The organism is Roseiarcus fermentans, assembly GCF_003315135.1.
Lineage (GTDB): Bacteria > Pseudomonadota > Alphaproteobacteria > Rhizobiales > Beijerinckiaceae > Roseiarcus > Roseiarcus fermentans.
The window spans coordinates 1-12650 of sequence record NZ_QNRK01000065.1 but is presented as its reverse complement, the minus strand read 5'-3'; the positions used below and the strand labels follow the sequence as shown (position 1 = coordinate 12650).

At 70.6% G+C, this 12650-nt stretch carries 5 protein-coding genes; 2 read left to right on the top strand and 3 right to left on the bottom strand.

The features are described 5' to 3' along the window. Positions 1 to 230 precede the first annotated feature (230 nt). Both DFR50_RS30790 and pbpC read left to right on the top strand, forming a co-directional pair. Positions 231 to 5468, top strand: coding sequence for an alpha-2-macroglobulin family protein (locus DFR50_RS30790; protein ID WP_245428246.1), 5238 nt, complete (start codon positions 231 to 233; stop codon positions 5466 to 5468). A gap of 376 nt (positions 5469 to 5844) precedes the next feature. Then, positions 5845 to 7968 carry a penicillin-binding protein 1C gene (gene pbpC / locus DFR50_RS30785; protein WP_113894115.1) on the top strand — a complete coding sequence of 708 codons (2124 nt, stop codon included), beginning with the start codon at positions 5845 to 5847 and terminating at the stop codon, positions 7966 to 7968. A gap of 32 nt (positions 7969 to 8000) precedes the next feature. Here the strand turns inward: pbpC and DFR50_RS30780 are convergent, their stop codons facing one another. The 3 genes from DFR50_RS30780 to DFR50_RS30770 all read right to left on the bottom strand — a co-directional run bounded on the left by DFR50_RS30780 (position 8001) and on the right by DFR50_RS30770 (position 12468). Next, positions 8001 to 8936: an alpha/beta fold hydrolase gene (locus DFR50_RS30780; protein ID WP_210209093.1), complete on the bottom strand. Its 936-nt coding sequence runs from the start codon at positions 8934 to 8936 to the stop codon at positions 8001 to 8003. A 151-nt stretch (positions 8937 to 9087) separates the two neighbouring features. Beyond that, positions 9088 to 10290: an acetyl-CoA C-acyltransferase gene (locus DFR50_RS30775; RefSeq protein ID WP_113894113.1), complete on the bottom strand. Its 1203-nt coding sequence runs from the start codon at positions 10288 to 10290 to the stop codon at positions 9088 to 9090. Between the two features lie 99 nt (positions 10291 to 10389). After that, a complete protein-coding gene (locus tag DFR50_RS30770) occupies positions 10390 to 12468 on the bottom strand; it encodes a 3-hydroxyacyl-CoA dehydrogenase NAD-binding domain-containing protein (RefSeq protein WP_113894111.1) in 2079 nt (692 codons plus the stop codon). Positions 12469 to 12650 lie beyond the last annotated feature (182 nt).

Here is a 12650-nt window from a genome sequence, read left to right as displayed (position 1 = left end):
CTTCGCCTCGCCCACATGCCCACAGGAGAACAAAACCAGAAGAAGCGGACATTTGATGTGCTACCAATACCGGACAACTTAATTCGCTATCGACAGTGGAAGAGAGCGTTCGATCGAAAGGCGACGCGCGTCGATGGGGCGAAACGGGCGTGCTATAGAGCCTGTGCGCCATGCCGCCGGAGCCGGGCGGACCGAGTCTCGGGACATGGGCGCATGTTCGGGGGGTGACCATGCTCAAGGTCTTGCGCGCCGCTGTCGCCGCGCTGTGTTTCGCGAGCGTGGCCATCGCCGCCGAGGTCAAGCCCTACGCCAACGAGGACCTGGCGAGCGACGCGGTCCGCCTCGCCGAGACGTTGAAGATCGCCGCAGGCAAGATCGGCGCCCAGACGGCGGGGAAGACGCCGGACGACCTGCGCAAGGCCGCCGCCGCCGCCGCGACGGGCGGGAAATTCGACGCCGCCGCGGCGCTCGCCGCCGCCGCGGCGACCGCTGGCCCCAAAGACCCGGCCAACTGGCTCGCCTACGCCAATGTCGCGATCAAGGCCGACGACGCCCAGGCCGACAACCGCTGGGATCTGGTGACGCACGGCGCGGCCGCGGCCTATGCGGCTTACGAGCGCGCCGCCGAGGCGCCCGCCCAGGCCGTCGCGCTCGCGACCCTCGGCGACCTTCTCGCCCGCCACAGCGCCTGGCGCGGCGCGCTCGACGCCTACAAGGCCTCGCTCGACCGGCGCGACGCGATCGACGTGCGCAAGACCTACGAGTCGTTGCGCGAGCAGTACGGATTCCGCATCCTCGACTACAAGGTCGACAACGAGTCCGCCAACCCGCGCGTGTGCTTCACCTTTTCCGAGCAGCTGGCGCGCAAGACCGATTTCGCGCCCTATGTCGCGGTTTCCGGCGCCTCGAGCGCAGCGATCTCGAGCGAGGACCAGCAGATCTGCGTCGAGGGCCTGAAGCACGGCGAGCGCTATGCGGTGGTGCTGCGCCAGGGCTTGCCCTCGGCGGTCGGGGAGAACCTCCTCAAGGCCGCCGACTACGAGATCTACGTCCGTGACCGGTCGCCCCAGGCCCATTTCGCCGGCAAGGCCTACGTCCTGCCGCGCCAGGGACAGGAAGGGGCGCCGCTCGTCACCGTCAACGCCTCGAAAGTGTCCATCGACGTCTACCGCATCGGCGACCGCAACCTGCTTGCGACCGTCAACCGCGACGACTTCCTCAAACCCATCGACACCGCCCGCGCCAGGGAGATCGCCGACACCGACGGCGTCAAGGTTTGGAGCGGCTCGATGGACGTGGCGAGCGAACTCAACCGGGACGTGGTCACGGAATTCCCGGTCCTCAAGGCGGTGGGCAAGCTCGACCCGGGCGTCTATCTCGTCACCGCGCGGCCGTGGAAGGAGAAGACCTCCGACTCCGACGAGCCGGATTACGCCCAGCTCGCGACCCAGTGGATGGTCGTCTCCGATCTCGGCCTCACCGCGATTTCCGGCGACGACGGCGTGCACGCCTTCGTGCAGTCGCTCGGCTCCGCGGGCCCGCTCGCGGGCGTGGATGTGACGCTGGTCGCGCGCAACAACGAGGCGCTGGCGACCAAGACCACCGGCGCCGACGGGCGCGTCGAGTTCGATCCGGGTCTTTCCCGTGGCAAGGGCGGCGTCGCGCCGGGCCTGCTGGTGGCGACGCTCGCCGGCGACTACAATTTCCTCAATCTGGCGCAGAACGCCTTCGACCTCACCGACCGCGGCGTCGGCGGGCGCGACGCGCCCTCCGGCCTCGACGCCTTCGTCTATACCGAGCGCGGCGTCTACCGGTCGGGCGAGACGGTGTTCGCGACCGCGCTGCTGCGCGACGCCAAGGGCGTCGCCCGCGAACGCCTGCCGTTGACCCTGGTCGTCAAGCGCCCGGACGGGGTCGAATACCGGCGCGCCACGGTCGCCGACGCGGGCCTCGGCGGCCACGCCCTCGCCATTCCGCTGCTCGCGGGGGCCGCGCCCGGCAAATGGCGCATCGAGGCCTTCGCCGATCCGAAGGGCGACCCGATCGGCGCGGTGGAATTCCTGCTCGAGGACTACATCCCCGAAAGGCTCGATTTCGCGCTGAAGACGGCGAGCGCCGTCGTCACGCCGGGCGAGCCGATCGCGCTCTCGCTCGACGCCCGCTTCCTCTATGGCGCGCCGGCGAGCGGCCTCGACGTCACCGGCGCGATCCGCGTCCAGGCCGTCCCGGATGGCGCGCTGGCGGGCTTTCCCGGCTATGTCGCGGGGCTCGCCGACGACGAATTCACCACGGTCGAGACCCAGTTTCCCGCCAAGGCGACGACCGACGCCAAGGGCCGGGCCGAACTCTCGGTCGATCTGCCCGAGGCAGCGTCGACGCGACCGCTCGAGGCGAAGCTGATCGTCGACGTCGCCGAGCCCGGCGGCCGCACGGTCGAGCGCACCGTGACGCTGCCGGTCAGGGCCAAGGGCGTGCTGGTCGGCGTCAAGAAGACCTTCGACGCGTCGATTTCCGCCGGCGACGCGGCGACGTTCGAGGCGATCGCGGTGGCTCCCGACGGCGCCCGGGTGGCGCGGAAGGGCGCCGAGTGGTCGCTCTATCAGGTGACCAGCGACTATCAGTGGTTCAACGCCGACGGACGCTGGAACTACGAGCCGGTCAAGTCGTCGAAGCGCGTCGCGAGCGGAATCGTCGACATCGGCCCCGACGGACCGGCAAAAATATCGGCGCCCGTGCAATGGGGCGCGCACCGGCTCGACATCAAGACCCTCGACGGCGAGGAGACGAGCCTGGCCTTCGACGTCGGCTGGTCGGGGACGGCGAGCGCCGATACGCCCGACAATGTCGCCGTCACCCTCGACAAAACGAGTTACGCGCCGGGCGACGAGGCCAAGCTGCGCATCGCCGCCGCCGCGGCGGGCAAGGCGACGGTCGCCCTGATCGGCGACAAGGTCGAGCGCTTCATCGACGTCGACCTCGCCGCCGGCGACACGGTCGTACCGTTCGCCGTCGGCGCCGACTGGGGCCCCGGCGCCTATGCGGTGGCGCTCACCCACCGTCCGCTCGACGTCAAGGCGCGGCGCATGCCGGGCCGGGCGATCGGGCTCGCCTGGTTTTCCATAGGCGGGGCCACGCGCAAGCTCGACGTAACCTTCGACGCGCCCGCCATCGCCAAGCCGCGCGAGCCGATGCAGATCCCCATCACGGTCGCCGGACTCGCGCCCGGCGAGGAGGCCTACGTCAGCGTTTCGGCGGTCGACCTCGGCATCCTCAACCTCACCGGCTACAGGACGCCGGACCCGGTGGCGTATTTCTTCGGCCAGCGCAAGCTGCCGGTCGAGATCCGCGACCTCTGGGGCATGCTGATCGACGGCATGCAGGGCGCGGCCGGCGCCATCGAGACCGGCGGCGACAGCAGCGGCAGCCTCGAAGGCAATCTGCCGACGCAACCCCCGCTCGCGCTGTTCTCCGGCGTGGTCAGGCTCGACGATCGCGGCCAGGCGACCGTCACCTTCGACCTGCCGGCGTTCAACGGGACAGTGCGCCTCGCCGCCGCCGCCTGGAGCCGCGACAAGGTCGGCTCGGCCCAGAGCGACGTCACCGTGCGCGACAAGGTCGTGGTGTCGGCGACGCTGCCGCGCTTCCTCGATGTCGGCGACCGCTCGCAACTCACGGTCGACATCGACAACGTCGACGGCGAGGCCGGCGACTACACGCTCGATCTCGACCTCGGCGGGCCGGTCGCGGCCGAGGCCGCCGCCCTGCATCAGACCCTGCGGCTCGACGCGCATCAGCGCCGGCAGGCGACCGTCGCAATCGCCGCCGCCGGGGTCGGCACGGCCTCCTTCGGCCTTCGCCTCTCTGGCCCGAACGTCGATCTGACGCAAAAGCTGGCGCTCGGCGTCGCCTCGGGCGCGCCCGACGTCTATCGCCGCACGGTCACGCCGCTGCCCGGCGGCGGCGCTGCGACGGTGTCGGGCGACCTGCTCGCCGGCTTCATCCCCGGGACGGGCTCGATCGCCGTCTCGGCCTCGCCGTTCGGCGCGCTCGACGCCCCGGCGCTGTTGCAGGCGCTCGACCGCTATCCCTACGGCTGCTCCGAGCAGACGGTCAGCCGGGCCATGCCGCTCCTCTACGTCAACCGTCTCGCCTCGCTGCAGAACCTCGGGGTCGATCCGGACCTCGACGCCAGAATCAAACAGGCGATCGAGCGCGAGATGAGCCGGCAGAGCGCCAGCGGCGCCTTCGGCATGTGGGCGGCCGACAGCGGCGACGACGACCCGTGGCTCGACGCCTTCGTCACCGACTTCCTCACCCGCGCCCGCGAGATGAAATTCGTCGTCGCCGAGCCTGCCTTCGCCCAGGCGCTCGACCGCTTGCGCAACACGATCGTCAACGCGCCCGAGCCGAACGCCGACAATTCCGCAGCCCTCGCCTACGCCCTCTACGTGCTCGCCCGCAACGGCCGGCCGGTGATCGGCGACCTGCGCTACCTCTCCGACGCCAAGCTCGACGCCTTCGCGTCGCCGCTCGCCAAGGCGCAGCTCGGCGCCGCGCTCGCGATGCTCGGCGACCGCGCCCGCGCCGGAAAGGTCTTTTCCGCCGCGCTCGCGGCGCTCGCCGCCGAGAAGGACGAAGGGCGCTCGCGCCCGGACTTCGGCTCGCGCCTGCGCGACGCGGCCGCCGTGATGGCGCTGGTCGCCGAAGCCGACCCTGCCGCCGGCGACATGCCCGCCAACGCGATCGCGCGCGCCGGGGCGGAGCTGGACTCGGCGCGGGCCGAGCGCTCGCAGACCAGCACGCAGGAGAACGGCTGGATGGTTCTCGCCGCCGAGGCGCTCGCCGAGCACGGCGGCCTCGGGTCGTTCACGGTGGACGGCCAGCCCGTCAAGGGCGCGCTGAACCGGCGCTTCGGCCCCGACGCGCTCGCGGGCAAGACCGCAGCCATCGGCAACGCCGGCGAGGCCACGGCCCAGCTCGTCGTCACCGTCTCGGGCTCGCCGGTCGCGCCCGAACCCGCGGCGTCCAACGGCTACACGGTCGAGCGGAGCTTCTATACGCTCGACGGCAAGAAGCTCGACCTTGCGAGCCTCATGCAGAACCAGCGCGTCGTGGTGGCGCTCAGGGTGACCGAGGCCGAGGCGCGCACGGCGCGGCTCATGATCGTCGACCGGCTGCCGGCGGGGCTCGAGATCGACAATCCGGCGTTGGTCGAGGGCGGCTCGGTCGAGGGGTTCTCGTGGCTCACGACCGACGAGACGCCGGCGCACACCGAGTACCGCGACGATCGCTTCGTCGCGGTGTTCGACCGCGCGCCCGGCCAGTCGGCTTTCATCACCCTCGCTTATGTCGTGCGCGCCGTCGCGCCCGGCCGCTACGTCCACCCGCCCGCGACCGCCGAGGACATGTACGCCCCCGAACGCTACGGACGCACCGCCTTCGGCGCGATGGAGGTGACGGCGAAGTGAATGGCGACGAAGGCTCTGCGCGCAGCCGCTTGGTCCCCACTCTGCTGCAAGGGGACCGTGGATACACGGATATCTGGGGTCACGGGTTCCCTTCCCCGGCTTTGCCGGGGAAGGTGGCGCGAAGCGCCGGATGGGGTGTGGGCCGCCGCACGAACTTTGGACGGTTTGCGCGACCGTCTCCATCGTCCTTGCCGTCATCCGTCCTAAGGCGCGTGAAATCGATCGCAGGCGATGGTCCGCCGCAGGGCGCGCGGCATGACCTTCGTCCCGGGGCCTTTTCCGACGGCTCCCTGCTTTCCACACCCCATCCGGCCCTGCGGGCCACCTTCCCCAGCAAGCTGGGGAAGGCGACGCCGGCCGGACGCGCGGCGCTCGCGTGAATACCGCGGCGCAACGGCGCCGGGACGCCATCCGGCGCGGACTCGTCCTGGCCATCGCCGCGCCGCTCCTGCTGGTCCTCGTCTCCGCCCTCGCCGCCGGCCTCGCCTGGACCCGCTACGCCGCCTCGCTGCCGCCGCTCGATCTCGCCGCCTCGCGCGAGGGCTCGACGCTGGTGGTCGACCGCGACGGCCGGCTGCTGCGTCCGTTCACTTTGCCGGACGGGCGGTGGCGGCTGCCGGCGACGACCCACGACGTCGATCCGCGCTATCTCGCGATGCTGGTCGCCTACGAGGACGGCCGCTTCTACGACCACCACGGCGTCGATCTGCGCGCGCTTCTGCGCGCAGCCGGGCAATGGCTTCTGCGCGGCCACATCGTCTCGGGCGGCTCGACGCTCACCATGCAGGTCGCCCGCCTGATCGAGCCGCGGCCCGAGCGCACGCTGGAAGCCAAGCTCAGGCAGATGGCGCGCGCGCAGGAGATCGAGCGCGCCGTCGACAAGGCGGGCGTGCTCGACCGCTACGTCACGTTGGCGCCGTTCGGCGGCAACCTCGAGGGGGTGCGCGCGGCGTCGCTGGCGTATTTCGGCAAGGAGCCTTTGAAGCTGACGATCGCCGAGGCGGCGCTGCTGGTGGCGTTGCCGCAGTCGCCCGAGGCGCGCCGGCCCGACCGGTTTCCCTCCGCCGCGCGCGCCGCCCGCGACCGCGTGCTCGACCGCGCCGCCGCGCGCGGCGCGATCGGCGCCGACGACGCCGTCGCGGCGAAGCGCGAGCCTGTGCCGGAGACCCGAAAGCCGTTTCCGCGGCTTGCCGCCCATGCGGCGGAGGAGGCCGTCGCCGCCGATCCCAGGGCGAGGAGGATCCGCCTCTCGATCGACGCCCGCCTGCAGGCGAAGCTCGAAACGCTGGCGAGGGAGAGCGTGGCGCGGCTCGGCCCAAAACTGTCGGCGGCGATCGTCGCGATCGACAACGCGAGCGGCGAGGTCCGCGCCCGGGTCGGCGCCGCCGATCCGGACGACGCCTCGCGCGACGGCGCGATCGACATGTCGCGCTTCCCCCGCTCGCCGGGCTCGGCGCTGAAGCCGTTCATCTACGCGCTCGCCTTCGAGGAGGGGCTGGCCCATCCCGAGACGGTGCTGTTCGACCGCCCGGCGCGCTACGGGGCTTACGCGCCGGAGAACTTCGATCTCGGCTATCAGGGCACGGTGACGGCGCGCAAGGCTTTGCAGATGTCGCTGAACCTGCCGGCGGTCGAGTTGCTCGCCGACGTCGGCCCCGCCACCTTTCTCGCCCGGCTGCACGGCGCGGGGGCCGAGATCGCGCTGCCGAAGGACACGCCGATCGGGCTCGCGATCGGCCTCGGCGGCCTCGGCGTCTCGCTGACCGACATCGCCCGCCTCTACGCCGGCTTCGCCCGCGGGGGCGAAGCGCCGGCGCTGATCGAACGCCTCGACGGCGCCGCGCCGGTGATCGGGCCGCGGCGCGTCACCGATTCCGTGGCGGCCTGGTATGTCGCCGACATTCTTCGCGGGACGCCGCCGCCGGCCAACGCGCTCTCCGGCCGCATCGCCTTCAAGACCGGCACGTCCTACGGCTTTCGCGACGCGCTGGCGGTGGGCTTCGACAAGGGGACGACCATCGCGGTCTGGGTGGGGAGGCCCGACAACGGCCCGACGCCGGGCCTGATCGGACGGCAGGCGGCGGCGCCGATCCTGTTCGACGCCTTCGAGCGGCTCTGCCGCGACGTCGAGGTCATCAGGCCGCCGAGGGGGATTCTCATCGCCGCGACTGCCGCCGACCTGCCGCCGCCCTTGCGCCATCTGCGCAAGGATGCGCCCAAGACCATGGCCGCGACCGAAGTTCCGGCGCTGAAGATCGCCTATCCGCCCGACGGCGCGCGCATCGACCTCGGAATTCTGGACGGCGCCGCTGAAGCGCGGCTCGCGCTGAAGGCGCTCGGCGGCGTCCCGCCGTTCGCCTGGTTCGTCAACGGCGCGCCGGTGGGCGAAGCGGAACTGCGCCGCAACGCGGCCTGGAAACCCGACGGCGCAGGGTTTGTCCGCGTGACGGTGGTCGACAGCAAGGGGGCGGCGGACGCGGTGCGGGTGCGGCTGGAGTGACGCGCAAACCCCTCTCCCTCAGGGAGAGGGGTTCAAGGCCCCGGCCAGGCCGCCAGCAGCGCCCTGAGCGCCGCCACGAACGCCAGCGGCTGGTCGATCATCACGTGGTGCTCGGCTTCCGGGATCACGACGTGCGGCGCGCCCGGAGGCATGAAGCTCAGCAGGTAGTCGGCGTCGTCGGCCTTGAACAGTTTCGACTTGGCGCCGCGAAAGAGCGCGAGCGGCGCCCGCGCGGCCGCCACGATCGGCTCGGGATCGATGCGGCCGAACCGCTCCCAGAAATTCGGATCGAAGCAGAGCGACCAGCCCGGGCGCCCCTCGTCGTCGACGGCCTCGCGCACCGAGCGCCGCGCGATCGCGTCCAGAATGTAGGGGTGCTCGCACGGCTGCGGCGGCATCAGGCGGAAGCGCGCGACCACCTCCGCCAGCGACGGTTTGACCCGCGCGAGTCTCGAAGGCTGAGGAGGCGCGGGCGGGCGAAAATTCTGGGGCGCGAAGAACGGCGGGTCGACCATCACGCCGCCGAGGATCTCGTCGCCGAAGTCGCGAGAAAAGCCCATCGTCACGCGCCCGCCGAACGAGTGGCCGACGACGACCGGTTTGCCGGCGTCGAACGCGCCCGCGGCGCGACCCGCGGCGCGCGCCTCGCGCACGAACTGCTCGAACAGGTAATGCTCGCGCCAGTCCGAGCGGCCCATGCCGGTGAAGGTCGAGGCGACCACCCGCCGCTCGGCGGCGAAGAACGGCGCGACGAAGCTCCACCAGTCGGCGTGGGCCGCGCCGCCGTGCAGGAACATGAGGCCCGGCTTGCCGCGCTCGCCCCAGGCGAGAACCTCGACCTTCGCCCCCTCGACCGCGACGAAGGTTCGCTCGGGTTCGTGCGCCAGCGCGGCGTCGAACCACGCCGGCGCCGGCGGCTTCGCGCCGCGAAAGGCCGCGAGCGGCGCCATGTGCTGCGGATCGGTCACGACGACTTTCCCTGCGAAAGGCTGCTTGAATGCGATGACGCGACCCGCGCCGACTTCCCCTCACCCTGCGGCCTTCGGCCGCTTCCCTCTCCCTGTGGGAGAGGGTTCCTTCCCCCTCGGGGGGAAGGTGGCCCGAAGGGCCGGATGAGGGTCACGCGACCTCGAACAGCCCGGCCGCGCCCTGGCCGCCGCCGATGCACATGGTTACGACCACGTATTTGACGCCGCGCCGCTTGCCCTCGATCAGCGCGTGGCCGACGAGGCGCGAGCCGCTCATGCCGTAGGGGTGGCCGACCGCGATCGCGCCGCCGTTGACGTTGAGGCGGTCGTTGTCGATTCCGAGCCGGTCGCGGCAATAGATCACCTGCACGGCGAAGGCCTCGTTGAGCTCCCAGAGGCCGATGTCGTCGATTCCGAGGCCGTGCGCCTTGAGGAGCTTCGGAATGGCGAACACCGGCCCGATGCCCATCTCGTCCGGATCGCAGCCGGCGACGGCGACGCCGCGGTAGATCCCGAGCGGCGCGAGGTTGCGCTGGCTGGCGAGCGTCGCCTCCATCAGCACGCAGGCGCTGGCGCCGTCGCTGAGCTGCGAGGCGTTGCCGGCGGTGACGCAGGCGCCGACCTTCAGCTTCTGGCCGTTGGCGAACACGGGCTTCAGGCCCGCCAGGCCCTGAGCCGTGGTGTCGGCGCGCGGGCCTTCGTCGCGCCCGAGCGTGACCTCCTTGTCCGAGATCGCGCCGGTCGCCTTGTCGGCGACCTTCATGACCGTCGACAGGGGAACGATCTCGGCGTCGAAAAGCCCGGCGGCCTGAGCGGCGACCGTCCGCTGCTGCGACTGGAGCGCAAAGGCGTCCTGCGCTTCGCGGGAAATCCCATAGCGCTCGGCGACGATCTCGGCGGTCTCGAGCATCGACATGTAGACGTCGTTGCGATGCGCGACGAGCCACGGGTCCTGGGTGCGAAAACTGTTCGCCTTGTCGTTCTGGACGAGCGAGATCGACTCGAGCCCGCCGCCGACCGCGACGCTCATGCCGTCGACGACGATCTCCTTGGCCGCGATCGCGATCGCCATCAGGCCCGAGGCGCACTGCCGGTCGACCGACATGCCGGCGACGCTGGTCGGCAGCCCGGCGCGCAGCGCCGCCTGGCGGCCGATGTTGTAGCCGGTCGAGCCTTGCTGCATCGCAGCCCCGATGACGACGTCGTCGACCTCGGCGCCGTCGACCCGAGCGCGCTTCAGCGCCTCGGCGATCGCGTGCCCGCCCAGCGTCTGGGCCTGGGTGTCGTTGAAGGCGCCGCGATAGGCCTTGCCGATCGGGGTGCGCGCGGTGGAAACGATGACGGCTTCACGCATGAGATGGCTCCAAGAGTCAGGTGTCGCTGGTGCTTCCTCACCCGGCGGCCTTCGGCCGCTGACCGGAATGCGGGCGAGGGGCGGGGATGAGGGGATGGGTTACGCCTTCGAAAACGACCCGCCCGCCGCGGCGAGTTTTTCCAAGAGCGCCGCCGGCCGAAAATCGTCGCCGAACTTCGCCTGAAATTCCTTCAGCTTGTCGAGCACGGTGTTCAGGCCGACGGTGTCGGCGTAGAACATCGGGCCGCCGCGGTAGACCGGCCAGCCGTAGCCCATGATCCAGACGACGTCGATGTCGGAGGCGCGCTGCGCCTTGCCTTCTTCCAGGATCTTCGCGCCCTCGTTGATCATCGGGTAGATCAGCCGCTCGAGGATTTCGGCATCGGTAATGTCCCGCTGCGCGATCCCCTTCGCGGCGGCGAAGGCGCGGATGATCGTCTCGACATGCGCCGAGGGCTTTGCGTTGCGTTGCTCGTCGTAGTCGTAAAAGCCCGCGCCGGTCTTCTGGCCGCGCCGCCCTTCCTCGCACAGAATGTCGCGGATGCTCTCGCCCTTCGACGTCTCCGCCGACCAGCCGATGTCGAGGCCGGCGAGATCGCTCATTGCGAACGGGCCCATCGGCAGGCCGAAATCGGTCAGAACGCGGTCGACCTGCGCCGGCGTCGCGCCTTCGAGGATCAGCTTGCCGGCCTCGCGCTGGCGCTCGGCCAGCATCCGGTTGCCGACGAAGCCGTAACAGACGCCGACCGTCACGCCGACCTTGCCGATCTTCGGCGCGAGGGCGGCGACGGTGGCGAGCACGGTCTTCGACGTCTTTTCGCCGCGCACGATCTCGAGCAGGCGCATCACGTTGGCGGGCGAGAAGAAGTGCATGCCGAGCACGTCCTCGGGGCGCTTGGTCGCGGCGGCGATGGCGTCGACGTTCAGATAGCTCGTGTTGGAGGCGAGGATCGCGCCCGGCTTGGCGACGCCGTCGAGTTTCTCGAAGATCAGCTTCTTCAGGTCCATGCTCTCGTACACGGCCTCGATGACGAGGTCGGCCTCGGCCAGCGCGCGAAAGTCGAGCGTGAGCGACAGGCGCCCCATGCGCGCCTCGACCTCCGCCATCGTCAACCGGCCCTTCTTCGCCGTATTCTCGTAGTTGCGCTGGATGATCGAAACGCCGCGGTCGAGCGCCTCCTTCGAGGTCTCGACGATGGTGACGGGAATGCCGGCGTTGAGGAAATTCATGGCGATGCCGCCGCCCATTGTGCCGGCCCCGATCACGCCGACCCGGGCGATCGGCTTCGTCGGCGTGTCGGGCCCGATGTCGGCGATCTTGGCCGCGGCGCGCTCGGCAAAGAACACATGCCGCTGCGCCTTCGACTGGGTCGAGCCGAGCAGCGCCATGAACATTGCGCGCTCACGTTCGACGCCTTCGTCGAACGGCAGGTCGACGGCGTTCTTCACCGAGAGGATCGCCTTCTCCCACGCCTCGAAGCCGCGGAACTTTTTCGCGTGCGCCTGGCGGATCGCCTCGAAGATCTCCGGTTTTCCGCGCGCCGCGGCGAGCTTTTCGTCACGGTCGCGCACTTTCTTCAAGGGCGCCCTGGCGGCGATCAGGCTTTTGGCGAAAGCGACCGCGCCCTCGGCGAGCTTGCCTTCTTCCGCGAGGGCGTCGACCACGCCCCATTGTTTCGCGTCGCGCGCCGAAAACGGCGTTCCCGACAAGATGACCTCGAGCGCCGTCTCGACGCCCACGAGGCGCGGCAGGCGCTGCGTGCCGCCCGCGCCGGGGATGAGGCCGAGCTTGATTTCCGGCAGGCCGCATTTGGCGGAAGGAACAGCGATCCGGTAGTGCGCGGTCAGCGCCACCTCGAAGCCGCCGCCGAGCGCCGTGCCGTGCAGGGCCGCCACGACCGGCTTTTTCGCGTTCTCAATTCGGTCGAGCACGTCGGGAAGATAGGGCGCGGCGTGCGGCTTGCCGAACTCGGTGATGTCGGCGCCGGCGATGAAGGTGCGCCCGGCGCAGACGATGACGGTCGCCTTGACCGTGGCGTCGGCCTCCGCCTTCTCGACCCCGAGCATCAACCCCTCGCGCACGTCTCGCGACAGCGCGTTGACCGGCGGCGAATTGATGGTGACGATCGCGACCTCGTCCTCGACCGTCAGATCGGCGACCGCATTGAGAGCCGTCACGGCGCGTCCTCCCCCGAAAATGGTTCACACCTGATCTTTGAGACTAGCCGGACGCAGAGGCAAGGGGCAAGAGCGCCCGCGGGGGCGCAGGGCTCCGAACTCGGGTTAACGGGATTTACGAATTGCGCGAAGGCTGACTCCATGGGCGCTCCTGATTCGGAGACTCCCCATGGACACCCCGC